Source organism: Trichocoleus sp. DQ-U1, from assembly GCF_039961925.1.
Lineage (GTDB): Bacteria > Cyanobacteriota > Cyanobacteriia > Cyanobacteriales > FACHB-T130 > FACHB-T130.
The window spans coordinates 1-26,177 of sequence record NZ_JAMPKB010000074.1; the positions used below are offsets into that span (position 1 = coordinate 1).

Annotated in this window: 17 protein-coding genes; 5 read left to right on the forward strand and 12 right to left on the reverse strand. The window is 46.6% G+C overall.

The genetic code is table 11. From position 1 onward, the window contains the following. Positions 1–209: 209 nt before the first annotated feature. A complete protein-coding gene (locus tag NDI34_RS22585; protein WP_348233898.1) occupies positions 210–2,936 on the reverse strand; it encodes a zinc-dependent metalloprotease in 2,727 nt (908 codons plus the stop codon). A gap of 604 nt (positions 2,937–3,540) precedes the next feature. Beyond that, entirely contained in the window at positions 3,541–6,621 is a 3,081-nt protein-coding gene (locus tag NDI34_RS22590) for a zinc-dependent metalloprotease (protein ID WP_348233899.1), read from the reverse strand. A 341-nt stretch (positions 6,622–6,962) separates the two neighbouring features. Here NDI34_RS22590 and NDI34_RS22595 point away from each other — a divergent pair, with 341 nt between their 5' ends. Further along, complete coding sequence (locus tag NDI34_RS22595) at positions 6,963–7,835, forward strand: hypothetical protein (RefSeq protein ID WP_348233900.1); 873 nt, start codon at positions 6,963–6,965, stop codon at positions 7,833–7,835. Between the two features lie 523 nt (positions 7,836–8,358). Here the strand turns inward: NDI34_RS22595 and NDI34_RS22600 are convergent. Further along, entirely contained in the window at positions 8,359–9,099 is a 741-nt protein-coding gene (locus tag NDI34_RS22600) for a peptidylprolyl isomerase (protein WP_348233901.1), read from the reverse strand. A gap of 234 nt (positions 9,100–9,333) precedes the next feature. Between NDI34_RS22600 and NDI34_RS22605 the strand changes: the two genes are divergently transcribed. Further along, positions 9,334–9,726 (forward strand): hypothetical protein, encoded by a 393-nt coding sequence (locus tag NDI34_RS22605; RefSeq protein ID WP_190529315.1) that lies wholly within the window; start codon positions 9,334–9,336, stop codon positions 9,724–9,726. Positions 9,727–10,091: 365 nt separating this feature from the next. On the opposite strand, the gene NDI34_RS22610 is transcribed toward NDI34_RS22605, so the two are convergent. From NDI34_RS22610 to NDI34_RS22650, 9 genes are all read right to left on the reverse strand, one after another. After that, complete coding sequence (locus NDI34_RS22610; protein ID WP_190415175.1) at positions 10,092–10,364, reverse strand: hypothetical protein; 273 nt, start codon at positions 10,362–10,364, stop codon at positions 10,092–10,094. 117 nt (positions 10,365–10,481) lie between these two features. Beyond that, complete coding sequence (locus NDI34_RS22615; protein WP_190415176.1) at positions 10,482–10,691, reverse strand: hypothetical protein; 210 nt, start codon at positions 10,689–10,691, stop codon at positions 10,482–10,484. A gap of 128 nt (positions 10,692–10,819) precedes the next feature. Continuing rightward, positions 10,820–11,032, reverse strand: a complete 213-nt coding sequence (locus NDI34_RS22620; RefSeq protein ID WP_190415177.1) for a hypothetical protein — start codon at positions 11,030–11,032, stop codon at positions 10,820–10,822. Between the two features lie 142 nt (positions 11,033–11,174). Then, positions 11,175–11,495, reverse strand: a complete 321-nt coding sequence (locus tag NDI34_RS22625; protein ID WP_348233902.1) for a hypothetical protein — start codon at positions 11,493–11,495, stop codon at positions 11,175–11,177. A gap of 151 nt (positions 11,496–11,646) precedes the next feature. After that, positions 11,647–12,072, reverse strand: a complete 426-nt coding sequence (locus tag NDI34_RS22630; protein ID WP_348233903.1) for a HetP family heterocyst commitment protein — start codon at positions 12,070–12,072, stop codon at positions 11,647–11,649. A gap of 27 nt (positions 12,073–12,099) precedes the next feature. Next, positions 12,100–13,512: an HlyD family efflux transporter periplasmic adaptor subunit gene (locus NDI34_RS22635; protein WP_348233904.1), complete on the reverse strand. Its 1,413-nt coding sequence runs from the start codon at positions 13,510–13,512 to the stop codon at positions 12,100–12,102. Continuing rightward, positions 13,473–13,856 (reverse strand): hypothetical protein, encoded by a 384-nt coding sequence (locus NDI34_RS22640; protein ID WP_348233905.1) that lies wholly within the window; start codon positions 13,854–13,856, stop codon positions 13,473–13,475. Before NDI34_RS22640 ends, NDI34_RS22635 begins: the two co-directional genes overlap by 40 nt. 418 nt (positions 13,857–14,274) lie before the next feature. Continuing rightward, the gene (locus tag NDI34_RS22645; RefSeq protein WP_348233906.1) at positions 14,275–17,481 is read right to left on the reverse strand and encodes a peptidase domain-containing ABC transporter; all 3,207 of its coding nucleotides are present in this window, start codon (positions 17,479–17,481) and stop codon (positions 14,275–14,277) included. Positions 17,482–18,180: 699 nt separating this feature from the next. Then, complete coding sequence (locus NDI34_RS22650) at positions 18,181–20,673, reverse strand: GH116 family glycosyl hydrolase (RefSeq protein WP_348233907.1); 2,493 nt, start codon at positions 20,671–20,673, stop codon at positions 18,181–18,183. Positions 20,674–21,085: 412 nt separating this feature from the next. Between NDI34_RS22650 and NDI34_RS22655 the strand changes: the two genes are divergently transcribed. The 3 genes from NDI34_RS22655 to NDI34_RS22665 all read left to right on the forward strand — a co-directional run bounded on the left by NDI34_RS22655 (position 21,086) and on the right by NDI34_RS22665 (position 26,050). Further along, positions 21,086–21,586 carry a pentapeptide repeat-containing protein gene (locus tag NDI34_RS22655; protein ID WP_190534321.1) on the forward strand — a complete coding sequence of 167 codons (501 nt, stop codon included), beginning with the start codon at positions 21,086–21,088 and terminating at the stop codon, positions 21,584–21,586. Positions 21,587–21,807: 221 nt separating this feature from the next. Next, the gene (locus NDI34_RS22660) at positions 21,808–22,137 is read left to right on the forward strand and encodes a hypothetical protein (protein ID WP_190534323.1); all 330 of its coding nucleotides are present in this window, start codon (positions 21,808–21,810) and stop codon (positions 22,135–22,137) included. 406 nt (positions 22,138–22,543) lie between these two features. Beyond that, positions 22,544–26,050, forward strand: coding sequence for a PAS domain S-box protein (locus NDI34_RS22665; RefSeq protein WP_348233908.1), 3,507 nt, complete (start codon positions 22,544–22,546; stop codon positions 26,048–26,050). Positions 26,051–26,177 lie beyond the last annotated feature (127 nt).

The following is a 26,177-nucleotide window of genomic DNA, read 5'->3' on the forward strand; positions in this document are numbered from 1 at the left end:
AACAAGTCTTTGAGCCGCTCCCATTGGTCATCGCGCAGGGCATACCGTCGTGTCATTGCTCAGCCTTTTCTTCTCTCTCTTGCTCTAGCTTATCTAATTGATGACACGCCCTAGTCCTTAGTTATTGGCAACAGACTAATGACTAATGATTAAATGCTTATTTGTCACAGGTCAGGAATCATTAGTTAAATGACTCTTGACCTGTGATTTTAATTTGATTGCATCTGAGCATCTAAGGCTTTAGAGATGCGATCGCGTGTTTCTTGCAGGTGGGCTTTGGTGTATTCATCTAAGTTCCCACTCCGGTGTCTGAGGCTGCCGTTGATGTCTTCACGCAATTGGCGCAATTTTGACCAGGCAAGCGTTCGGGCGTCTTCGGGCACGTCCTCAGTCCGCAACACCATGCCAATTAGTATCTGCAAGTGTTCTCGCTGCAAAGCCCGTCGAAAGCTGGATATCTTCACCGACTTGCTATCTGCTGGTTGCAACTCACTCCAAAGGTTACTCTGCAAGGTATTAAATAGTTCGGGTAGCGTCAGTGCTTGATTTGGCTGACTCTTCAGTTCCAAGTCGCGCAGACGGTTGAGGCGATCGCCCGATAGCACTTCTCTCAAAACAATGCTTTGCGGGAAGAAGATGCTGTCGTGAACCGGAAAATCAAGGCGATTAATTGCAATATTATTGCTCCAATCCATCCAGCGCGAGGGTGCTAACTTATTGAGTAGATCCGGCGGGAAATTAAAAGCGTCTTCTGCAAAGACATACTTTTGCAATGCTGCCAAGGCTTCGCGCTGCTTGGCGACTGGCACAGGTTCAAAGGGTAAGCGCCCATTGCGGTTTCCGGGGCGATCGCGGTAGAACGACTGTCCGCCAATATACTTAGTAATCAAGAACACGTTTTGCAAATAGTGCATGAACGCGGTGTTAAAGCGATCGCTGACTTCGCTGTAACTTTCGCCGGTACCGGGATACCCTTTGTTAAGGCGATCCCATAGTTGGCGGTCGATATCCAGTTGCGATCGCGCGTAGCCTAGCGGATCGAGACTCATGTCATATTGGTTCACGGTAGGATCGAGGTCAAAGCTGTCCTCATCGGAGGCATAAGCTAATTCCGGCTGACTAGATTTCTTGGCAATCTCATCCAGAAACCGCTGTTCGGCGATGGGAATTACCCCGCCACTGGGTTTGTAACCATACTCAATCGCCCACTCGTCATAAGCACCCACCTTGCTGGTATAGTAATCTCCTTGCTTGACGCCTTGGGGTGCCAAGTTGGGTGGCAGATAGTCCATGACGGAACTCACCATTCCCTTGGCGCGGGTGATGTCGGTATTATTTAATTCCTCTGGGGTGAGGAGGGTACTGCCACGGAAGTTGTGTCTTAAGCCTAGAGTGTGTCCGACTTCGTGAGCAATGAGCAATCGCACAAATTGATGAATATACTCTTTCATGCGATCGCTTCTGGGACTAACGTTCTGCAATAGTGATAGCGACAACGACCCAACTGCCATCTGATTGGCAAATTGCATTCCCTCGCACCGATAGTTATGACCATCCTGTTCTAATAACGAAGGTTTTACCTGTCTGTTGGCACCACCCCGCGCTGCACCTTGTTTAGACGAGTGAGAAGGCAAGAAGCCACGGTTACAAATACTGCTGTTCCCCTTCTGGTTCGGTTCGATCAGGTGGTGATATTCCTGCTTGAACGAATTCACAAAGTCAGCGTCCACGATAATGTCAGCATCCAAGATTTCCCCAGTCAACGGGTTAACCCGCGACGGTCCTAATGCAAATGCGGCATCCAAAGAATTGAACCAGCGAATCGTGTTGTAGCGCACATCAGCCGGGTCCCAAGTCGCATTTTCTGGCATCTGCTGCACTGCGATCGCATCCTTGAATCCCGCCTTCTCAAACGCGGCGTTCCACATCAAAACGCCCTCGCGGATGGCGTCCCGGTACTCAACCGGGACAGTATTTTCAATCCAGAAGACAATTGGTTTTTTGGGTGGCGACAGGGAAGCTGCGGGATCTTGCTTTTCTAGATTCCAGCGCTGGATGTAGCGCACAAACGGATCTTTGCCACTCTTACTAGAAAAATCCTTGTAAACCGTCGTGAAGTAGCCAATCCGTTCGTCGGCAAGGCGCGGAATATAGCCGTTATTTTCCGGTAGCTGAGAGAGGCTGTAATGTACCTTGAGGGAAAGGGCGCGGCTGTCCGGCAGCGTCGGCAGGTACGCCCCTTCATCTCCACTAGGGTTAGAGAAGCCGTAAATCGACTCAATTTCCATGTTCAGGGGGAAAGCTTTGGCAGCACCGAAGTAGGTTTTGTCTTCTTCTAGCTGGTAGGAAGCCTCCAAAGCAGTTTTTAAATACGAACTTAATCCAGGTAAATCGCTGAGTAGCAGGTTCCCCAGATCGACGAGAATGGTTTGACGTTGCGGATGAATGCTGATAATTTTCAGGGAACTGAGAACGGAGTCAGAAAAGCCTCGTTCTAGCGATCGCTGTTCTGGATTGCCGGGACTAGTGCGGAAGTTCACGTTGCGGACGGCAAAGTGCAAATTGTTGTTGACCCGGCGAAAGTAGAAAAGCATATCTTGCAGCGGCATTCCGCTGTAAAGACCTCGTTCGCCAATTCCGGAGTCTAAGGTAATGGTGGCAAGGTAGTTTTTATTGAGCTGTTCTGGTTTAATTTCTAGATATATTGTGCCGGTTTGTTTGTTTCGGTAAAGGGTAAATAATCCTTCCAGCTTTTGAGTGTTTTTAACCGTCTCATCGAAGGATTGAAAATCCGAATTTTCTATATTTATATCTTTAGCTAAAACCTGAGAGGTTACGACTGGCTTCTGGGTGTTTGTAATGGCTGCTTTAGCTGAAGAAACATTTGCGAAGAATAGTCCCAGAAGGAAAAACACGTAGAATGGCGATTTTTTCATTTTGTCTTTAAACTGATTGACGATTACTAATTCAAGTCGGAACAATGATGGGTTTGGAAAATAGAGATGCCATTGTCGTCTCTAGAGCCTGTTCGTGGCTTTAGCAGAGGGTCTGTGCCAGATACATATAGGAAACCTACCCACCCAAATTTTAAAATTCCGGATTTTCTAAATCTGCTTGGCTACGAATAATTTGTATTTTTTTGATTTCCCTTCACCAGGTACTTTATAAACCTCCTCTAAGGGGGACTAAAAACAGAACATAAATCCTTTGATTTCTCTTCAACAAAATCTAGAGAGCTATGTTGCACGCTAAAGTTGAGCGTCATCTTCAACACCATCTTTAAATGCATCAACGTCTCCCTGTTTAAGGTTCCCGTTCCAGTGTTCAAAAATACTATCCGTCAAAAAAAACAAAAAAGTTTACAGTGACGCGGCGCGTTACTGTCTGATTGACTCCCCCAATACATCTTGGTGAACCTCTCCCCAACCTCTCTCTTGCAAGGAGAGGGGCAAAGAGTTCTTTCCCCTTTCCCTTGTAGGGAAGGGAAAAGGGAGTTAGGTTTTCTCTTTCACGTTGCACCATTTATCGTTGATCGCAGATTCACTTCGATTCCAACTGGGCGTTTAAGGCTTTGTTAATGCGATCGCGTGTTTCCAGAAGGTGGGCTTTGGTATAGGTGTCGAGGTTCTTCTGCTTCGATGCACTATCCAGCGATTTCCGCAGTTGTTGCAGTTCGTACCATGCCAACGTTCGGGCATCTTCCGGTACCGATTCAGTCCGCAACACCATCCCCAGCATGATTTCTAGATGTTCGCGTTGCAAGGAACGGCGGAGGCTGGAAATATTCGCGGGTTTGCGATCGGATTGCTGTACCTCTGTCCAAATGCTATTTTGCAGGGTGTCGAAGAGTTCTGGTAGCGTCAGCGCTTCCCCTGGTTTCGTCTTCAGTTCAATGTCGCGCAGACGATTTAGGCGATCTTCTGATAGAAGCGATCGCAATACGCGACGTTGCTGCAACAGTAGGTTTTCGTGAATGGGATAATCTAGTCGGAAAATCGGGATCGGATTTCCCCAGTGTCTCCAGCGCGACGGTGCTAACTGATTGAGTAATTCCGGCGGAAAATCAAAAGCGTCTGCGGCAAATACATATTTGCCTATTTTTGTCAATGCATCGCGCTGTTTTTCTAGCGGCACGGGTTCAAACGGCAAACGCCCGTTGGGATCTCCGGCATGGTTGCGGCTAAATGACTGCCCACCAATGTATTGACTCATCAAATTAGCGTTACTGAAGTAGTAACTTAGTATCGTGTTAAACAACACGCGCATTTCTTCATAGCTATCGCCCTGCAACGGGTAACGCTTATCCAAACGCCCCCACATCATCCGGGCGTTGTCCATCTGCGACTGTGAGTAGCGCAGCACATCGCCACTCAAATCCCAAAGACTGGCACCCGGATCGAGATCCAAGATGTCTTCATCCGTTGCATAGGCGTATTCTGATTCGGGCGATTTGGAGGCAATTTGCTCTAAAAATCGCTTCTCAGCTACAAAATTTGTTGCCCCACTCGGTTTATAACCGTACTCAATCGCCCATTTGTCATAAGGGCCAACAACGCCTGGATAATACTCTCCTTGCTTCACGCCTTCGGGTGCCAAGTTGACGGGAACGTAATCCATCACCGAACTCACCATTCCTTTGATGCGCGTGATGTCGGTGTTGTTCAATTCTTCTGGCTTTAGCAGCGTGCTACCGTGGAAGTTGTGCCGCAACCCTAAAGTATGTCCAATTTCGTGGGAAATCAGGTGGCGGATATACTGATGCACAAATTCTTTCATTTCGTTGCTGCTAGGCAAGACATTGTGAACCAGCGATAATGCGATCGCGCCCATCGCCGATTGAGTAGCCGCTTCCATGCCATAGCAGAGATCGTGATCTTGGAGGAGTTGCGAGAAATCGGGGGTAGATGATTGAGAATTTCTCTCTCCCTCTCTCTCCAATCCGTTGCAGAGATTGGGATTCTCCGCAATTTGGGAAAATAACCCGGTTCCCGACGGCTGGCTTGACTCGACAAGGGTGCGATATCGCTGCTTAATCGATTGCACCATGTTGGCATCTACAATGATGTCGGCGTCTAAGATTTCGCCAGTCAGCGGATTGACACGCGATGGCCCTCTGGCAGAATATCCATCTAACGAATTGATCCAGCGAATCGTGTTGTAGCGGACATCTGCGGGACTCCAGGTGGCATTATCCGGCATTTGCCGCACTTCAATCGCATCTTTAAATCCCGCCTTCTCAAAAGCTTTGTTCCACATCAGAACGCCTTCGCGGATGGCGTCGCGGTACTCAACCGGGACAGTGTTCTCAATCCAGAAGACAATTGGTTTTTTGGGTGGTGACAGAGATGCTTTCGGATCTTGCTTTTCCAAGTGCCAACGATGAATATAACGAACGAAAGGTTCTCTGCGGTTGTCGTTGGAGAAGTCCTTGTAGGCGGTGATAAAGTAGCCAATCCGGTCGTCAGCGAGACGCGGAATATAGCCGTTGTTTTCCGGTAGCTGGGATAAACTGTAATGTACTTTAAGGCTGAGTGCCCTGCTATCAGGCAGAGTCGCTAAATTTGCGTCCTGGCTACTCGTCGATGAGAAACCGTAAATCGAGGAAATTTCGATATTGAGGGGAAAGGCTTTGGCGGTGTCGAAATACGACTTGTTGCTGTCGAGGCGGTAGGAAGTATTTAAAAACGTTTTTAACATTGAGGTTAACCCTGGCAAATCGGTCAGGAGTAAGTCCCCCATATCGATAAGCAGGGTTTTGCGTTGCGAATGAGTCGCTTTGATGTCTAGGGAGTAAAGGACAGAGTCGCTAAACGCCCGGTTGAGCGATCGCTCTTGCGGCTCCCCAGAGCGCGTGCGAAAGTTAACATTGCGAACGACAAAGTGTAAGTTGTCGTTCACCCGACGAAAATAAAACAGGAAATCATTCAGGGGAACTCCGCTATAAATCCCGCGTTCTCCAATCCCCGATTCCATCGTCACGGTACCGAGGAAGTTTTTATTGAGCTGTTCGGGCTTGATTTCTAAATAAATTTTGCCCGTCTTCTTGTTGCGGTAGAGGGTAAACAACCCTTCCACCTTCTCCGTATTTTTAACGATTTCATCAAAGCCAGACTTTTTAGTAGCTTTACCCGCGTCACCCGCGTCTGCCATCTGAAGCGCTGCCTGGTTGGTATCTTTCAGCAGCCCCAATATCGGTTGTAGCGGCACCGTACTGCCATCTTCATACTGTTTTTTAGTATCTTTGACCATCCACGCAAAAGGCTGTTGCTCTGGCTGATTTTGGCTGTCTTTGATGACCCATACGTGAGAATACGGAGACGTGACAGAGGTAGGAATTTCGAGTGCTGACCCCTCTTCACTTTTTTGAGGCAACTTATTTGCGCTTCCCCGATCGAGAGGAATCTGTTGCAATTTATTAGTAAAACGGTCTGACTTCTGGCTTCCAGATAGCTGCTTCTTGGTAACAGCAGCCTCAAGCGATCGCATCTGTTGGCGACCGCCCAACCTTTCCACCGCTTTTAGAGGCACCAGCGCCTGCGCTGTTACTTGTAGCTCTATCCCGAACAACACTCCTTGTAGAACCAATAGATAGAACGGCAATTTTTTCATTTTGTTCAGCATCCGAATGACCATTCCTACTTCATCAAATCTTTAAAAAGTATTTCAGTATATTTACTGGAGCTTTACTCTGATTTTAGAGAATTGGGATTATGATACTTACGTGAAAGTCCTTAAGTATTTCTTTGCTAAAGTGCAATAGAAACTTTTCTCGTCAGTCTTTTCAGCGTAACCCAAAGGCTTGTTAAATGGAGACATCCATTTAACAAACAGACTGTTTATTGTTATTGAAAACAGTCTAGGTGAAATTGTTCCTTTGTTAGTTCATCGCTTCGATCTGCAACTTTCAGCAGGTCAAAATTCTCATGCCCAAAATTTTAGTGACATAAGGAAATAAGGTTTTTATGATAACCAAACAACGTCCCAGCTTACGCTTCTTGCTGTTCGCAACGCCTTTGATGGCTAGCTCTGCGTTCGTTGCTGCGCCTGGTTGGGCTGCAACTCTAGCCAAATCTGAAGCGACAGTAGAACTGAATAAATTTAGCCACTCACCTGTTGAGGTAGAGGCTTTTACTGAGGCTTTTACTGAGATATTTACAAGCAGTAGTGAGGTGACTGCCGATGCTGATGCCTTTGCAGAATTTACAGCCGACCCCTCCCCAAAAAAAACCTCCGCTTTCAATTTCTCTTTAAGTAAAATTGAGGGCGAAGGTAAGAGCTATTTTGGACAGGTGAAAAGCGTAGCTGGAGTGATTGGCTATAACTTTCTAGTAAATGCAGGTCAAACTTTCTCTTTCGATTTTTCAGCTTTTTTAGGTCTTAAAACCTCTATTGACGAACCAGAATTTGAATATGCTAGTGCATCTGGCGAGGTAAATTTTCAGTTATATAACACCCAGAATAATAAAGATACGAAGACTTGGATTCCTTTAGACTTTTTTAGCTTAGCCGGAAAAATAAAGACATTAGAACCTGGTGATTTTCTTGCTTATGAGAAGAGCGCCAACGTAACCGTTAAGCCAAATAAAGTTTTTTTAGAGACTTCTTTTGGAGGCAACGAAGAAACTGCTGAAGCTTTTATTCAAGGTAAGTTTTCGCGTAAATTCGATAGCTTAACTTATCTAACCTTAGTAGAAACTAAGACAAATAAAGTGAAAGCAAGTAAGGCAAGTGCTGAAACCCCAGAGTTTTCGAGTACCTTAGCTTTACTCTTATTCTGCTTAATGGGCGTTGGATATGAAGCCAGAAAGAAAGCTGTTGCAGTGAAGTCAAAGTAAAAACGTCAGGCGCCTAAAGTCGTAGCTACGCGAACGAAGCCTGCCTACGTAGCCTTCATTTTTCAGCCTCTTAGTAGGGAATAGTTGCTGTAGGGGCACGGCAATGCCGTGCCCCTACAATGGCATAGAGATGATTTTTTCTAGAAGTCCCTACCTAATGCTTGTAGAAAGGGCGATCTGTAATCGCTAGGGATATAACAATTCTCGTTTGGATGCAGTAAGGTTATATCCCACCCCACTTTTCAGGCAGGTGTCTATTTAGAAGTCACGCTTGATGTTGCGCGACTTCTACAACGATTGCCCGAAGAAACTTCAACCGTAACGCATTGACGAATTGTACTCTCACTATCATCCGACGTAATGACTACGCTCTTGGCTTCTGCAACGCTTTTTCCATCAGATGAGACGATTCGCTGAATTAAGACTTTAGAACGGATCACGATTGATATCCTCCATTCTGAATACTGAATTAAAAGCAAGAGTTAACATTGAATTTTAAATTCACCCAAAATTGGTGGCTTGTTTAAACTATTTGGTTATGAATCATATAATTTAACTCACTGGTTAACCACTCTTCAAAGAGTCTATCAAGGATTTCTTGATACCTTTCAGGGGTTAATTCCGCAGGAATGAACTCTTCAACCATTAAGAGATGATAACCTTGCTCGGTTTGGATGGGTCCAATTACTTCTCCGATTTGGGCACTAAATATAAGGGCGGCGATCTCTGGCTTTAAGTTCCAGCGGAAAAGCTTGCCTTCCAATCCACAATGATGTCTGCGCCTTTCATCACAATCGTAAAGATGAGCGGCTTGATGAAAATCGATCTCCTCTTCTTCAATTTGATAGAAAAGTTCTTGAGCGACCTTTTCGTAAGGCACAATAATTTGGTAGAGTAAAACTTGGTCAAAATCAAGCCGATTTTCCGCAAAGAACTTCTCGACTTCTTTAGAGAATAGAGAATTAGCTAACTTGCAAGCCAGAATGCGATCGCTAATTCCTGCCTCCCAGTCATCCACAGTAATCATCTGGTCTGCCAGCCATGCTAGCGTGTCTGAGGCTTTCTCCAAACGCTTCTCATAACGCAGCCTATCCGCGTCAGCCTGAATTTCTTCTGCGGTGACTGTTAGGTTTCTTTCCTGAGCCGCTTTTTCGATGATTCTTTGATATAAAATTTTTTGATGGACATCCTTCAACTGAAGATTTTTTTTCAGGAAATTAACCACTTCATTCGGATGAATAGATGCCCCTGAAAGATCAGTCATATCATTGTTATGACTCCACTCAGTTAGACTTAATCAGTAACTAGCCTCACACCAAGGCCTGGAAAAACTCGGCTACCTAGCCCTACAAGGCTATAGGAAGCTCCTTCATTGTTGCTACTATTATTTTCAACAGAAAGGTCTTTACGTTGTTCAATAATCTCACGCTTGTCTGGAAGAGATGATAGCAAAGAGAAGTTGCTAATGTAGGTTGCGGCAACGGTTGATGAGCGGGAAGTGCCTGGGACGTTAGGGTTAGAGAAGGTTGCCACTGGCAAGGTGGTTGAGATTCCAGCAGCATTAGGGATGATTGTTGCTGGCGCATTAACTTTAGCGCTAGTGATATTAGCGCTAGTGATATTAGCGCTATTGGGATTGGCAGAGGTTGCAGGTGTAGGAACGGTGACGCTAGTGGGATTGGTAGAGGTTGCGGGTGCGGCAACAGTGACGCTCGTAATATTAGGAGAAGTTGTAGATGCGGCAGCTGTGGCGCTAGCGCTACTGGATGTTGCGCTAGGAGTAAAGACTGTCGCACTTTGGCTACTGGGAGTTCCTGTAGGAGATGTCGCTGTCGCACTACTACTACTGCCAGAACCCGCTGAAGATGAGAATGCGCTAGAGGTACTTTGACTGCTGCTGAAACCGCTATCACCAGACGAGGTTGCTGTTGCACTACTGGTAGCGGTGACACTACTAGAACCACCTCCAGAGGAAAATGAACTAATGACGCTTAAAGCGCTGGTGAAATCTTTGCCACCCGGAGGGTTAGCTTGGGAAGGTAGAGCAACAGATACGATCAAGCTTCCAGCTAGACCAAGATACAAAACGCATTGAGATGATTTAATCATATTGTTTATATGTCCTTAGATCAACAACTTAAATAAAGTCACCAAGGCAAACTAAGGCATAATTATCTTCAGTTTTTACAGTCACAGAAGGATTGATAAACAGTCCAAGGTAGGGTAAATCTTGAACTGTTATCTGCCAAATCTAGATTAATAGCCACCGGAAGTCCATGTTGAAACAGACATATTACCCTTGCTCCCAAAAGCACTAGCTGTGGCCTTCAGGCTATTTTTTGTTCCCTTGCTACTGCTAGTCGAATAACTAAAGTAGTCCGTGTCTTTGACATCGATATAATCAATCGGGATGCTGATATCTTTCAAAAAGTCGTGCAAGGTAATCTTGCTTGAGCCACCTGTCACCCCACTTGAGTCCGAAATTCCCGAATCAAAAAAATTTAAATCATTGATTGTTAATCCACTCATGGGAGTCCTCCTGCTAACAAAAAGGCCGCTGAAAGCCTTTTTATTTACTTAAAATTGGCTTTCAGCAGTTCTCAGACTTAAATTTGCTCAATGGCTATAAGCAATAGCCATCGTTAATTAGTTACTTTGGTAAACGTTGGCTGAATTGGAAGAAATTGCTACGGCAGTTGCTGGACCGAAAAATGATTTAGCCGTCGCTTTGGAAGAAGCGTATTGACTGAGATAGCTGTAGTTGCTCTTAGATGTGCTGTAGTAGCTATAGCCAGCACCAACAACGCTGGGAGATTGTTCGGCAACTTCTAAATGGCTCAGGTCAGAAATAATCATGGGATGTCTCCTTTTCAAAATGGGTTTAGTTTTTGCAGAAATCTGGTTGAAAAGCCAATTCCGGGGATAAGTTTCCCCAAGGTTTACTACTGAAAAAGCTCAAAGTTTAGAGCAGCAGTCACCTTTCATCAATTAATTTGGTAAACGCTGGCGTCATTGGTAGAGATTGCTACCGCAGTTGCTGAACTTAAAAATGATTTAGCACTTGCCTTAGAAGAAGCGTATTGATCGACATAGCTGGAATTGCTCTTATAATTGCTATAGCTATAGCTATACCAACCACCAACAACACTGGGAGATTGCTTCGCAGCTTCCAAATGGCTCAGGTCAGAAATAATCATTCGATGTCTCCTTTCCAGATTGAGAATTTGGTTTACTTTTTGAGTAACCGAGTTAGAAAGCCTATTGTCGATAGACTTCCAGAGAGGTTTACCCTGATAAATGCTCAATATTTAGAGCATTATTTAACAGCAACCGCCACGTTTAAAAATTTAGTTGGGTAACGGTGGCTACATTTGTAGAAATTGCTACGGCTGTTGCTGGACCAAATACTGATTTAGCCGTTGCTTTGGAAGAAGCGTATTGATTGAGATAGCTGGAATTGCTCTTATATTTGCTGTAGCTGGAGTAGCTATAGCCAGCACCAACAAGGCTGGGAGATTGGTCGGCAACTTCCAAATGGCTTAGGTCAGAAATAATCATTGAATGTTTCCTTTGCAATTCAGTTTTTTTCTGAAACAACCTTGTTTGGTTGATATAAACAATATAAACAGTATGGTTAAGGTCGTGTTGCCATTTTGGCATTTTTTCTCAATGATTTAAAAAATAGTGCGAGAGCAGTTTTTTGGCAATTGTAAAAGAAAAACCTGCCCCATTCTTTAGTAAAGATGAACGCGGCAGGATTTTTACGACTGGTCAAAAAATCAACTTCAATCTTGAAGAGCAGATTTTTTTGTTATTTTAATTCCCGAAAAATTGAGTTTATTTTTTGAGTTTTTATGACTAACCAGGGGTCAAAATGACCCCCGCTTCCCCGTACTTGTGGCTCAGCGATCGCTTCTAGATAACCAAGGTCTTTAATTGTGCTTAAGCACTTGTGTGACTCTAGGCTCTCTGACCCGATTGCAGCCATTTGATTATCTGTATTTAAAGTATCTGTTTTACAGTTGGTGTGTCTGCCAACTTGGCAGTTTTCTTTGAGCAATCGGTTGTAGGTTCGGTAGGGGATGTAGTGTAGGGGATTGTAACCAGCAAACCGCAATAGTAAAACGCAAGCCCAAGAATACTTTCCTTCCATGATGGCTTCAACAACTTGATTAAACTGTTCGGAATTCATGGTTTTGTCAAGTTTAGGATTAGAACAGGGAATGTGATAAGCCATAACAATTGCCCTTGGATAAATTTGGTTTTACAAACTGATGCCGCCTTTTTGCATCTGGCGGATGGGATCTAACAGAATGTCGGCAATCCGGCGTCGGCGGATGATAATCTCCGCAGAGGCAGTTTGACCGGCTTTAAATTTGATGTTTTGACGATCTGCATTGATATAGTTACGATCCAGCGCTACTTCAATTCGATAGACTTCTCCCAGTCGCTCATCGGGTTTCGCATCGGGAGAGACGGATTGTATCTTCCCGGAAACGATACCGTACTCCTGATAGGGGTAAGCGTCGAATTTGATTTTTACTGGCATTCCCGTCTTCACAAAGCCCGCTTCTTGATTGGGTAAACTGGCTACGAGAATCAGGGGTGCTTTGTGGGGAGCGATTTCGGCAACAGTTTGGCTGGGTTGAACCACTTCGCCAACGTTGCGGACTTTCAGAGACGACACCACTCCATCAACGGCAGCAGTCAGAAACCGTTGTTTGAGCTTTGCTTTAGCGGCGTTCAGCAGATTTTGAGTTTCAGCAATTTGGGCTTTAAGCTGAGTCATTTCAACTTCTAATTCCTGAATTTGCTGCTGTGTTTCTATCTGAGTTTTGCGCTCTTGAGCTTGTTTTTGAGCGAGTTCTGCGTGGAGTTGCTGTGCTTGTGCGAGCGTCTGCTTTAAATCGCCTTGACTTGAAGCGATCGCGCGATCGCCATCTCGCAGAGCTTGCTGGGCCTCAAACAGTCGGTCTTTAAGAGTTGTGTCTTCTTCTAGTTGAGTTTTGGTGATGGCACTTTGGCGATCGCGCATCATTTGCTCGGCATCCAGCAAATATTTCTTGGAGATCGCCCCCTCTTTGACCAGCGGTTTTACCCTCTCGACTTCCTCTACCGCCGCCGCTACATCAGCTTTTAGTTTCTTGTGCAGTTCTGCCGTCGTCGCCGACAGGGGTTTTAGTGTTTCGAGTCTTTCTTGATTCGCCGTCTTTGCCGTTTGAAGTTGAGCGATTTGTTCGCGGGTAGCAGATCCTTTGGCATTGACTTCGGAGATCGCAGCAAAAGCTGCTTGAGTGTCTGAAGAAGCGATCGCTGTCTGGGTTTTCACTTCCAGATGCGTTTTCTCTAGAAGCGCTTGTTTCTGAATAAGTTGCATTTGATTCGTTGCCAGCATTTGCTGCAAACGCTCTACTTCACCCGCCGCAATTTGGGTATCCAGTTCCACTAACACTTGACCGGCTTTTACCGCTTGACCTTCTTTGACGGCAATGTTGGCAACCTTCCCCATTTCCACTGGGTCAATCTTGTAGACGGCTCCTTTGGGCATTAACCGTCCTTGAGCGTGACCCACTTCGTCAATTTGCCCAAAGGTAGCCCAAGCCCCAAAAGCCAGACAGAAAGCCATTCCGCCCAATATCAGCTGGCGAGGAAGCGTGGAAGGTGGCTGGTCAAGCACCGTCTGCAACGAGGTAGACCATTGGTTGGTTCGAGTCTCTGGAGAAGTGGCAGACGCGAAATGAACTTGATGCTAGCTGTTTCAGTCGAGGTGGGCTGTACGCTCATTTCGATAGAGCCAGTCGCACCCCCATAAATCTCAGCAAAAGAGCGATCGCACTGACGCTGAATCTTGCCAGGATGAGTAACCGACTCGCCTTGAGTCGGAGTACGGGATAATATCCCCTGGCTATCGAATGAATTCTGGTTGCTACCTGTATAGCCTGAGCCAAAAGGCTCAACGGGTGGAGTTAAGGGTAGGTTTGAGGCCGTTGATGCAGAAATCGATCTGATTGGTTTTTGCATGGCTGTGGCCCAGAATGAGCAAGTTCAAAGTTTGAGATTGAGGATGGCTCTCGTTGCTTGGATTTAACGAGCGGTGCCATTTTTAGCCGGTTTCAGCAACATTTTGGTTTGGCTTTTCATCGTTACCAATTTTTCCACAGGAACTCCCTTTTTATCCTAATTTCTGCTGCTTGGAAAGTCTGCCAAATTGGCATATTTTTTGCCAAATTTTCTGAATTAGCTGCCAATTCACCGAGGACTGGAATTGATGATTGCAATGCTACTGAACAAATGGTCGTGGAAGAGGAATTTGGCAGAACAAGAATCTTTAACATCGTAACGGTTGTAATTTGCTCCACATTCCTGCCAACGGATGAAACCAATTTCAAGTAAAACTGTAATAATTCATACAAGTTGGCTCGGTTTAGAACATTTGGAGTTAAAGATCCAGTTGTTGCTGCGCTAGATGGTAATAAAGACCTTGAAGCGAAATCAGTTCATCATGAGTACCGCGCTCAATTAGAATGCCTCGATCTAAGACCAGGATGCAGTCAGCGTGTCGAACCGTTGAGAGTCGGTGGGCAATGATAAAAATTGTGCGATTTCGGCTAATTCGAGCTAAATTTTGCTGGAATCGCCGCTCGGAGTCAGTATCTAGAGAGCTGGTAGCTTCATCTAAAATCATAATTTGAGGATTTCCCAAAAGCGCTCGAGCGATCGCAATTCGTTGTCTCTGTCCGCCAGAGAGATTTGCCCCCCGTTCCCCAACTTTTGTGTGATATCCCAACGGCATATCTTGAATAAAAGCATGAGCTTCTGCAAGTTTTGCCACTTCAACAACTTGCTCTAAGGTAAAGTCATCCGAGTAGAGCGTAATGTTTTCTAAAATGGTTCCAGAAAACAGAAAACACTCCTGCGGCACCACCCCCAACTGACTCCGCAAAGATGAGGGAGAAACATGGCGGGTATCGTGACCATCGACACAAATTCGACCGCTGGTTGGCTGATATAAACCCTGGAGAAGATTGACCAAGGTACTCTTTCCAGAACCGCTGCGCCCGACAATTGCCACCGTTTGCCCAGATGTCACTTCAAAAGATAGATTCTGAAGCGTATTGCGCTCTTGATCTGGAGAGTAGCGGAAGGTAACATTCTCCAATTTCACCTCGCCGCGCAACCGAGGTAGAACTAGCAAAGGTTTTTGAGGACTTTCTTCAGGTTGCGCTGAAAAGACGTCATTCAGCCGTTCCACAGATACCATGACTTCTTGCAGTTCATCCCAAAGGTTCACCAGTTGCAGCACCGGGTTGATGACACTGCCAATCATCATATTGAACGCCACAAACTGACCGATCGTGAGCCGATCCTGAATCACCAGCGTCGCCCCGTACCAAAGCAATGCTGTAGTACCCAAGGTATTAATTAAGCCGCCGGTAACTTGCAAGCCGTTTGCCAGTTTTTGACCCTGAAATTGAGCATTTAGGGTGCTGGTTAAGCGGTCTTCCCAACGCCAGCGCAACTGTCGTTCTGCTGCTGCCGCTTTCACCGTGGCGATGCCGGTCATCATTTCCACGAGTGAGGAATTTTGTCCCGCTTCCTCGTTAAAGATTTTCCGCGACACCCCTCTGAGAAATGGACTCGCCACGACGGTCAAAATAACAATCGGGGGAATTAGCGCCACCACTACTAAGGTGAGACGCCAGTTGTAATAAGCCATTAGCCCCAAATAGACGATTGCCATTGAGGCGTCTAACCAAGCTGTAACCGCTTGGCGAGTTAGAAACATCTGGATTTTCTGGTTTTCCTGAACGCGCGTGATAATGTCCCCGACATGGCGCGATTCAAAAAAGGCGAGGGGTAAGGTTAAGGTGTGGCTGATAAAGCCGCCGATCAGGGTGAGGTCTAATCGGTTGCCAAAATAATCCAGCAGGTATTGTCGAATTCCCGTGACGCAGACGCGCCAAACGCCAAATAGTAGCAGACCAAGGCTGAAAACGTGCAGGGCGATCGCGCTTTTGTGAACAACCACCCGGTCGAGAATTATCTGGGTAAACAGGGGGGTAATCAGACCAAAAATCTGGATCAGCAGAGACGCCAGGATAATTTGTCCGATCGCGGAACGATAAGGCCAAAGCAAACCCCAAAAGCGATTGAGAGAATTTTTTTCCGTTGGGGCGGCGTGCAATGCTGGCGTCGGATCGAGCAGCAGGGCGTATCCCGTCCAACTCGCAAGAAATTCCGCCGCAGAAAGCGATCGCCTACCAACAGCAGGATCGGCAATCAAGATGCGATCGCCCTTGACTCGGTAAACCACCACATAGTGATCGCCCTGCCAGTGAGCAATCCAGGGGTTTTTCCCCTCGACTAGGCGATTTAAACTTGCCCGCACGGGTTGGGCGTGAAATCCAACCTTTTCTGCCGCTGCGCCTAAGTTCTTCAGGGAGGCACCGGCCCGCCCCACGCCAGCGAGATTCCGTAAGGAAGTGATGCTAAATCGTTTCCCCCAATATTGCCCTATCATTGCCAAGCAGGCGGCACCGCAGTCAGAAGAGCTTTGCTGCTCAATTAAGGGATAGCGTTGCCAAAACCATCGACCCGGACGCTTGACGGGTTTGGGAAAAGCAATCGGAGGCGATTCAGGGGGCTGGATATTTGCCTGCACATCTGAGTGAATTTGCGGCGACTGAATTTGTGGCGGTCGATTGCCATTCCAAGACTCTGGTGGAGACAGATTCTTTGGCTGATGCCGCAATTTCCCTTTCTCCGTAGATTCACGGTGCCCGTTTTCAAGCGATCGCTCGGCAACTGCTTCTGACTGCTCTGAGAAAGTTGCTGCTATTGGCGCAATTGCTCGTGCTGCCTCAAAGTGTTGCTCAGGCAACTGATAAACGACTAAATCGGTCTGGGCAATCCAACTGCTCGGTGTGGGATGAGGATACCCCCAACTTTGTCCGATAGCGGGGGGTATATCTGCGTCTTGTCGGCTTTCAATTTGACCTCTGCATAACCAAAAGCGACCCGCCTCGGAGGGTGTGGATTCAATCAAAGATGCTCCCGCTTCGATCCGCGTTTCTACTAGGTAGGGCAACAGTTGTCGTAGCGTATGGCTGCTCAAGCGCCGCCAGTCTGTAGAGGTTTTGAAGAAAATCAGACATTGCCGCCAAATTGCCTGCTGTTGCAGGTAGTCTTGCAGATTCGGGAGCCGCTCTAACCAAGGCTGAAGGTCTGCAATTGAAATCCGAGCCACAATTCCGGCACTGGCAGCGATCGCGCTCGTCAGCTCGCAATGATTGCTAAATACCTTTTCTGCCCCAAAACTTTCTCCCGATTCCACCACCAGAGCGGGAACTTCCTTACCCTGTGCTGCGTCTAAGGCTAGTAGCCGCACCCGGCCTTCACAAACTAGGTAAAAATCCCCCTGATTTTGTTCATCACGAACTGAATTTCCTGAGGCAGTGGCGGCACTATAGTTGACAAGGCGATCGCCCAGTTGAAAATCGCAAAGTTCAAATGCTCCCTCGAAGTCGGAAGCAAAGCTCGTATCTGATTGGGACAGCCTCAAGAGATTGAGGATATCGGGAAGGCTAGAGTAAGCGTTTTGTATGTCCTGAAGCGGAGGATGACCCTGTACCAGCATCCGATTCATCAGTGAGCCTCTTAGCTTTCAAGGTTTGTGATTGGCTCAATATGCGTTTCCGGTAGGTATCGCAGTAGTAACCGCTAGAATCCTTAGCCAGAAAGCATCTTTTCGATAAATTTCCCGAAAACTATAAACAGCCTAAAGTTTTTAACTTTAGGTTTTTGTAAAAAAAGCATTAAAGGAAAGTTAAGGCTGTTTAGCCGTTAACAATGTATATGTCTTAGTGAATTTACTGAGGATTTGTCAACCGAGGCGCTAACGAATCTCATAGCTTCCATACAACTTTACAGAATCTTTACAAAAAAATGATGGAAGCTTTATGGAATCGTTCGATTTGTTCATCGTAACTTTACAATAAACATTCTTAACTCCGTAAATTCCACATTGCGTCTCACATTTAATCTTTAAATTCGTTAGTGTATCAGCAAATTCTATCAATCTGATATATTTTCCAAACGGGGATACTGCTCAATCCTTCTTGAATCAGGCAAACTTAACCCCCAATCCCCCTACCAGGGAAGGGGGATAATTTCACTTTCGCCTTAGAGGATGCTGTTGGCTAATCGGGGAAAAACGATTTCATTTCACATTTTTACCGCTACACTGAATGCTTCTCTTCTCTCCAATTGAGTGGAGAGTTGGGGGATTAAATGTGTAGCATCCCCAAGGGAAATTCGGATAACGAAAAATATCGGGATACTGCCGTTAAAAGTGCGTTATCATGCCGTAGATTGCCCAAATTGCCATTGCTCGCAGGTAATGACTGGCGCGGAAAGTACCGGCAGCAGTAATCGCTTCCGGGGTTCGGAATTGCAACCCATTGTCATAAATTTGCTGCACCACAGCTTCCGTCATTTGGAAGGCTTCCTCTTTCATTCCCATCTGGATCATGAATGCTGCTAGCCCAAAGTTAATACCAGTCCAGACTTCCAGGGGATGAGTCGCGTCGGGGTTTGCTGGTGTACCGTCGGGTTTGACGCCATTAACGGCACCAATAAAGGTTTCAGGTTGGGAGGACGGGAGGTGCCGATTGAAATTCAAAAAACAAGAATTATAGACAGTTTTTAAGGCAGATTCGGCACGCTCAAGCGGCACGAGATCGGGTAATTTTAATAAACGAGCGTAGAACTGACCGCATAGCTGATCTGCCATCACGATATCAGAGCCGCTTTCGCTATCGAGCCGGTAGTATTGACCGTTCCAGAGTTTTTCTTGATACACCTGCCGAGATTGTTTTAGCCAGGTTTGGTACTCGGTAATCGGTAATTGGTAATCAGGGGAATTTTCTTCGGAATTGAACTCAGACTTGTGTAATATTTCACCAATCGCGATCGCTGCCTCCAATGCTGCAATCCACAAGCCGCCGCAGTAGGCGCTAACCCCCTGCAACTTCCAATCATCGAACGTTTGATCGGGCGCACCTGAATTTTCAGGAATTCCATCCCCATCGATATCAAATTGCTTGACATAGGCAAGCGTCTTCACAATCGGCACCCAACACTCGCGCAAAAATTCGATATCTGTGGAACCCGTTAGGACAAAATCTCGATAAACCTGCAACACAAAGTCGCAGGGTAAATCTTTCCACAGGTTGCAATCTTGATAGCTGGTGTAGTTCGTTTTCTCCCACGGATGCTCGTTGGGGGCACCCAAATCGTGGGGCGTCGCATCGGCGGCTTTGCGAATGGCTGAGGCTTGGTTATAGCCGATAATTCGGGGCGTCTCGTCGTGGGTGGAAATCGCCCGTGCATAAGCTTCTAGCACCGCTTTGTCCAGTTTAGGCCAGAGCATCATCAAAGCAAATGAGCCGTAAAGTCGCACATCTAAGCTTTCGTACCAGCGATAATCCAAGCACTCTAGGACGCCAAATTGCCCCACAGGGTCATCTTCCGAAGCCGCAGTCCAGAGGGTGCCGCCGTCGCAAAGTAAGTACAGCTCATTAAACAGCGCCATTTTAAACCAATTGGGCAAGTCTTGACGCTGCAAAATCGGCTGTTGCCATTCTCGGATCGCATCCTTCCACATATCATCTTGCTTGAGAGCGGTGCGAACCATCGACCAGGCATTTTTGCCGTTTCGACCAAAGAAATCGGTGTAGCGGCGGTAGTATTGAGTGCCCAGATTTGGTTGCTGGGTACTCCGTGAGAAGTCCATCACTGGAAAATCCCAGCAGACGATGAAGGGAATTTGGCGAGTTCTCCCAGGTTTTAGAGTAAACCGGACAGCGATCGCGCAACCGATTTGTTCTCCCGGTGCTGCCGGAGTTTCATCTTCTCGATCTGGCAACGAGCCATTACAAGCGAATAAATCCCAAATATCTGAGCCATCCCCAATCGGGTTCCAACGACCGTGATAGAAGACTTCTAAACTAGGATTCGTGACAGTTGCGATCGCCCACTGTCCTTCTCCCTCTCCGACTTCATCGTGTAGCCTCACCCGATCTAGCAGACACCCCACTCGGTGGAAGTCCACAATCCACTGATTTAAATTTCCGGTACTATCCCCCCAGCGCGGCTGGTACTCGTAAACCGGACTGCCATCATCCCGCACCCGCACTTCCGGAGATTGAATCGCATTCGTAAACCAACCCACGACATTCTGCCACGTCAGCATGATGCTAATCGTAATCGGCTTATCCGTGGGATTGTGGGCAGTCCAGTGAAAGATTGCTGTTGGGTAAGAGCTTTCTTGATAGTTACCCGCCCAAATCGGGGAGAATTGTTCGCACGTCAACTGAGACTGAAATACCCCTTCATAGACAAACCAGCTGCGGGGATACAGCGCATGATAGGTTCCCGAAGAATTTCCGACCGACTCCGGACTCCCGGCTCCCGACTCACGACTCCTCCCTTCCTTTGGATACCACAACCACCGGGATAAAGTCCTATCATCAGGCGGTTCTGTACAAAGCGCATAAGCTTGCGCGGGGGAGTCTTCTGGCTGCTCGAAGACGCTGAACTGACAAGCAGGCAGGCTCCGGAAGACGTGTTCTCCGCCATCCAAATGCCACAAGTTAAAGTCGCCACGCGAAGAACGACCGATGCATCCGGCTCCAAAGCCACCCAAGGGCATCCCGTGCCAAGGGCCATCGTCGAGATTACTAGGGTAGCGAACCGTGTGGGGTTTGTCCCAGCCGAGACCAATGGGACGACTCCAAGTGCAATCGGGGATTTCGGGGCGAGGGCGTTGATAGATCATGCCTTGATTTTACGGTCTTTCGTTCCTACGATTACCCAAATTTTGTCAGTTCTTCTCTAGCTTCCCGATAAATTGGGGAGTTAAGAAGTCTATATACTGCAAACAAAAAACAAAATGTATTAGCATTGCACATTACGTAGTATTACTTAATTGCAAAAACTTTTCTTGTTGATTTCTCCTGAAAAATACGTAACTTAATCTATATTTTACAGGCATCTCTTTATAACCATCTGTATGACTAAATATTAAGAAATTGCACTACAGTCTTAAATTTTTAATTATTTCTTTACCTCTAAAAAAATGACAAACTTCACTAAACTTTTATAGATTCTTTATCATTTCCGATGCTTATTTTTATGTCTAAAGGGGGATGATAAAAAATATTCAATTTGATCGCTAGAGTATTACATACATGGAAGTTATCTCTCGGAAAACTGATTCATCAGCGAATCCACAGCCAGAGTTAGTTCAAAAAAAAGCTGACGAACTTCTCAAACGATACGCAACCGGACAAAGAATCTTTAGTAAGGTAACAATGCAGGCAGGCAAGCTATGTATTTCTACATTTAACTTGATGGGAGCCAATTTAAGAACTGCTTGTCTAAGCGGAATTGTCCTAGTTGGCGCTAACCTAAGTCAAGCTGATTTGGCTGCAATCGACTTAAGACGCTCGGATCTCAGTAAAGCCAATTTAACTGGCGCGAACTTATGGAAAGCAGACCTCAGTGGGACGAACCTTAGTTATGCAAATTTAAGTGAAGCTTTTTTAGGAGGAGCTAACTTGAATGGAGTGAATCTATATGGAGCTAATTTGAGTCGATCCAATCTCAGAGGAGCCGATTTGTTGGAAGTTGACTTGAGCGGAGCCATTCTGACTCAAGCAATTATGCCCGATGGCAGTATCCATGAGTGAAAAGGATTGGGAACATCTTAAGGGATGTCCAGAACCAAAGCAGAATATCGCCCAACGCGAAGAGGGCGCGGCGTTTGTCTAGAAGCATCCCTTGGCTGAATCAACGCGCGATCGCGTTCCATCTACTCTCCATGTATATGTAAAATATCTTAGGTCTACCTACTTTGCTTTCCAATAGCTGTGCGTTGACCGTTGTTGATTAATTAGAGTGTATTTGTAAAATGGGTCTTAAAATCGTCGAGAATTTTGACAGTAGTTTTGCGCTTGCGCCAGAAGCGAAAGAAGCTCTGTTCAGTTTATTAACAGGTGAAGCTTTTCTCACCCAAATTACTGAACAGACAAACTGGGAAGCAGTTGAGTTTACAGAATTACTTTTTCAACCTGTTCCTTACAGCACTGCAACTCCCAAAGGAATGCCAGCAGAATTTGAAACATATAAAGAATCTGCCGAGCATATTATCATCAACGTGCCGCCGAACTTTATGTTCAAAGCAAAAATATTTAAACCGTCTCGTCTTTGTGCCATTTATAGAAAGGCGCAGTTAAATTAAGATAGGCTAGGTGGTTGAAACCGCAGCTATACACATAAAGCTTGCCTTTTCTGGTTTAAAATTTATGATGTTTCGTTAGTCCGTGCCAAGCGGGCTTATTTTGTTTAGCCGCGATTTCCAGTTACCAGGGCTAATAAGTTGACGATGAGCGCTCCTCCATAAGTCGTGAAAGTGAGATACCCGACTTCTTCAAGAAGTCGGGTATCTGAATTCTTAGCATCTTACAAGGCAATTATTTCAAGCTTGTGCAGCGTTTATTTAAAAGGACTCCAAAAATAAAAAATAGAATTTTTAAAATAGCTAAAAATAATCCAGAAGGTAAATAGACAAAAATATTTATCTATCATAAGGTCATAAAGTGAAAACAGTTTTATCAAGTTAGTCTGAGGACTCAGCTAACAGTCCTATGTTAAAAGTGTTAAAAGTCACGCGCTCTCAACTGCAACGTTATGGTGTTGCTGCTTTGTCAGTTATCTTAACGTTGCTGCTGCTGCTGCTATTGCCGCCGACTAATACATCCATTTCGCCGCTGTTTTTTGCCGCTGTGACGTTCAGTGCCTGGTATGGCGGACTGGGGCCAGGGGTAGTGGCTACGGTAGTGGCTATTTTCGCTAACAACTACTTCTTCATACCTCCGACTTATCAGCTAAGGATACACAGTGGAGCGGACGTTCTCCAGCTAGTCGTATTTACCTTAGTCGCGCTGCTGATTAGTTCGTTAAATGCAGAATTAGTCGCTGCGAAGCAACGAAGTGAGGCAAGCTTATCAAAACTAGAAGTAAGCTACCGTCGCCTGATTGATACAGCTCACGAAGGCATCTGGTTGATTACCCCAAACTTGCGGACAGATTACGCGAATCAGCGGTTAGCTGAGATGTTGGGTTACAGCGTCCAAGAGATGGGCGATCGCTTTGTTTTTGACTTCATCAATCGAGAGGAACGCATCGAGGCAGAGCAACACATTGAGCGAAGTAAACAGGGAATTCGAGAGCAATTTGATTTTCGGCTTCGCCGTAAAAATGGCGAAGACCTTTGGGCAATCCTCTCCACAAACCCGATTCTCAATCGGCAAGGTGAGTTTATCGGGGTGCTGACAATGCTGACCGACATCACCAAGCGCAAACAAACCGAGAAGGCACTCCAAGAGAGCGAGAGGCGCTTCCGACGACTGGTTGAGGCGAATATTTTTGGTGTCACCTTCGCCAACTTTACCGGAAAAATCAACTACGCCAACGACGCTTTCCTGAAATTAGTCGGATATGAGCGGGAGGATTTGGTTTCGGGTCGGCTTTCCTGGGAACAGATAACACCGCCGGAATATCTGCATTTGGATGCACAGGCAGCCGAAGAACTCAAGAAAAATGGTGTTTGTACCCCATTTGAAAAAGAATATATCCGTAAAGACGGGAGCAGGGTTCCCATTCTTATTGGTGGTGCCCTGTTACAGGAACCTTACGACCAGCAACAAGAAGGGATGGCCTTCTTGATAGACTTAAGCGATCGCAAGCGAGCGGAGGAAGCGCTGCAACTGCGATCGCAAGCACTCCAGAATCAGCAGCAATGGTTAGAAGACGTGCTGAATCTGATGCCATCTCCTTTGCTGTTTGTTGAGCCAGGAACGGGTCGAGTCCTGTTTTCCAACCGAGCCGCTGACGAGTTGGCAGGAGGCGAATTTCCCAAAGATAAACCAGCCGAAGAGTACCACACCGTTTACTATTGCACGGATGCGACGGGAGCGCAGATTCCCAACGAGCAAATGCCAGGAGTACGAGTAGCACGCGGCGAACGGCTCAACGGGTTTGAGATGAACTGGCACACGCCAGGAGGAATCCGTTCCCTGATTGTCTTTGCGGATACCCTGCCACCGATGCACGGTCATTCCTCGGTCTGTGTCGTGATGTTCCAAGACATTAGCAAACGCAAGCAAGCAGAAGCAGCTCTGCGCCAGAGTCAGAAGCGGTATTCTACCTTAGCGAGAGTTTCACGGGTGGGAATCTTTCATACAGACAGTCGGGGGAAGTGTTTGTATACCAACGAACGCTGGTGCGAACTGACCGGAATCACTCCAGAAGCCGCATTGGGAGAAGGTTGGGAAACTGCCCTTCATCCGGAGGATCGCCAACGCATCTTTGAATGGTATCAAGCCGCGCAGGGAAATCGGCTGTTCCAATCAGAGTATCGATATCAGCATTCTGATGGTTCGGTGACTTGGGTATTAGGTCAAGCGGCTCCTGAAATTGGAGAAAACGGTGAGACCATCGGTTACGTTGGGACTGTCACCGATATTAGCGATCGCAAACAAATAGAAATCGCACTGCAAGAAAGCGAAATGCGACTGCGGCGCATCGTTGACTCAAATATCATTGGCATCTTTTTCGGCGATCTGAGCGGCAAAATTACCGAAGCCAACGATGCCTTCCTGCAAATCGTCGGCTATACGCGGGAGGATTTACAAGCTGGTGAAATTGCTTGGAATCTGATGACTCCACCAGAATACGTCGAGCGGACTCAGCAGGCGGTTAAGGAACTCAGAGAACAGGGGGTTTGCGTTCCCTTTGAAAAAGAATTGATCCGTAAAGATGGCAGCCGCGTCTTTGTACTGGTGGGGACTGCTTTGTTTGAGGGATCTCTACAAGAGCAGGGTGTCTGCTACGTCCTCGATCTGAGTGAACGCAAGCGAGCCGAAGAAGAACGCGATCGCCTCTTCAAGCTGGAACAGGCAGCACGCGCTCAAGCGGAGTCAGCCAACCGGATGAAAGATGAATTTCTTGCTGTCCTCTCTCATGAGGTGAGAACGCCTCTCAATCCGATCTTGGGTTGGGCAAAACTCCTCCGCAGCCGCCAGTTTGATGAAAAAACCACCGCCCGCGCCCTAGAAACGATTGAGCGCAATGCCGAATTACAGTCACGGCTGATCGAGGATTTGCTAGATATTTCGCGGATTCTGCAAGGCAAACTGAGTTTAAATATTGCTCCGGTTAACTTGGTGGCAACGATTGAGGAAGCGATGGAAACGGTGCGTCTAGCGGCTGAAGCGAAGTCGATTCAAATTCACTCAGCGATCGCTCCCAATCTGGGTAAGGTATTGGGAGATGCCAATCGCTTACAGCAAGTCGTCTGGAATCTGCTCTCGAACGCTGTTAAATTTACACCGATAGGAGGACAGGTAAAAATTCAACTTTCACAAGTCCCAAGTCCAGAGAATTCTGAATTCATTCAATCAAAATTCAATCAAAATTCCTATGCCCAAATCCAAGTAAGAGACATGGGGAGGGGAATTCACCCAGACTTTTTGCCCTTCGTCTTTGATTCCTTTCGTCAAGCTGATAGCCAAACGACACGAGTATCCGGGGGATTGGGGTTAGGACTGGCAATTGTCCACCACCTCGTAGAACTTCATGGGGGTACTGTTACGGCTGCAAGTCCGGGAGAAGGGCAAGGAGCAACCTTCAGTGTGACGCTACCCCTAATGACAACTGCGCCTCAGACGAGTCAGGACAATCCGTTACTTGATAATTCTCCAAATTTGGAAGGGGTAAAGCTACTGGTTGTCGATGATGAGGTGGATACGCGGGAGTTAATCGTCTTCATTCTCGAAGAGTGTGGCGCACAGGTACGCGCTGTGGCATCGGCGGCTGAGGCGCTGGAGGCGCTAGCTCAGATGAAGCCGGATTTGCTGTTGAGCGATATTGGAATGCCTGAAATGGATGGCTATATGCTGATTCGTCAAATCCGAGCCAGGAGTGCAGAGGAAGGGGGAGAGACTCCCGCGATCGCTCTAACCGCTTATGCTGGCGAAACTAACCATCAGCAAATCCTAAAGGCAGGTTTCCAGAAACACCTCACCAAGCCAATCGAGCCAGACGAGTTAGCGGTAGCGATCGCTAGCCTGATGAGCAGCATCAGTTCCTGAAGCTACCCTTCCCCGAAGAATTGATGTTAGCTCAGTTGCACTAATTTAGTGCCGCATTTAGAACAGAACTTTGAGTTCGCTGGGTTCTGATTTCCACAGTTAGTACAGAAAACGTGAGTGCGAGTCT

Bases quoted from the DNA above. Each gene is read 5' to 3' on its own strand.
- NDI34_RS22620 (WP_190415177.1), bottom strand. From the start codon at position 11,032: ATGATTATTTCTGACCTGAGCCATTTGGAAGCTGCGAAGCAATCTCCC.
- NDI34_RS22655 (WP_190534321.1), top strand. From the start codon at position 21,086: ATGGAAGTTATCTCTCGGAAAACTGATTCATCAGCGAATCCACAGCCA.
- NDI34_RS22640 (WP_348233905.1), bottom strand. From the start codon at position 13,856: ATGCAAAAACCAATCAGATCGATTTCTGCATCAACGGCCTCAAACCTA.
- NDI34_RS22615 (WP_190415176.1), bottom strand. From the start codon at position 10,691: ATGATTATTTCTGACCTGAGCCATTTAGAAGTTGCCGAACAATCTCCC.
- NDI34_RS22610 (WP_190415175.1), bottom strand. From the start codon at position 10,364: ATGAGTGGATTAACAATCAATGATTTAAATTTTTTTGATTCGGGAATT.
- NDI34_RS22665 (WP_348233908.1), top strand. From the start codon at position 22,544: ATGTTAAAAGTGTTAAAAGTCACGCGCTCTCAACTGCAACGTTATGGT.
- NDI34_RS22595 (WP_348233900.1), top strand. From the start codon at position 6,963: ATGATAACCAAACAACGTCCCAGCTTACGCTTCTTGCTGTTCGCAACG.
- NDI34_RS22600 (WP_348233901.1), bottom strand. From the start codon at position 9,099: ATGACTGATCTTTCAGGGGCATCTATTCATCCGAATGAAGTGGTTAAT.
- NDI34_RS22650 (WP_348233907.1), bottom strand. From the start codon at position 20,673: ATGATCTATCAACGCCCTCGCCCCGAAATCCCCGATTGCACTTGGAGT.
- NDI34_RS22645 (WP_348233906.1), bottom strand. From the start codon at position 17,481: ATGAATCGGATGCTGGTACAGGGTCATCCTCCGCTTCAGGACATACAA.
- NDI34_RS22630 (WP_348233903.1), bottom strand. From the start codon at position 12,072: ATGGCTTATCACATTCCCTGTTCTAATCCTAAACTTGACAAAACCATG.
- NDI34_RS22660 (WP_190534323.1), top strand. From the start codon at position 21,808: ATGGGTCTTAAAATCGTCGAGAATTTTGACAGTAGTTTTGCGCTTGCG.
- NDI34_RS22590 (WP_348233899.1), bottom strand. From the start codon at position 6,621: ATGCTGAACAAAATGAAAAAATTGCCGTTCTATCTATTGGTTCTACAA.
- NDI34_RS22585 (WP_348233898.1), bottom strand. From the start codon at position 2,936: ATGAAAAAATCGCCATTCTACGTGTTTTTCCTTCTGGGACTATTCTTC.
- NDI34_RS22625 (WP_348233902.1), bottom strand. From the start codon at position 11,495: ATGCCAAAATGGCAACACGACCTTAACCATACTGTTTATATTGTTTAT.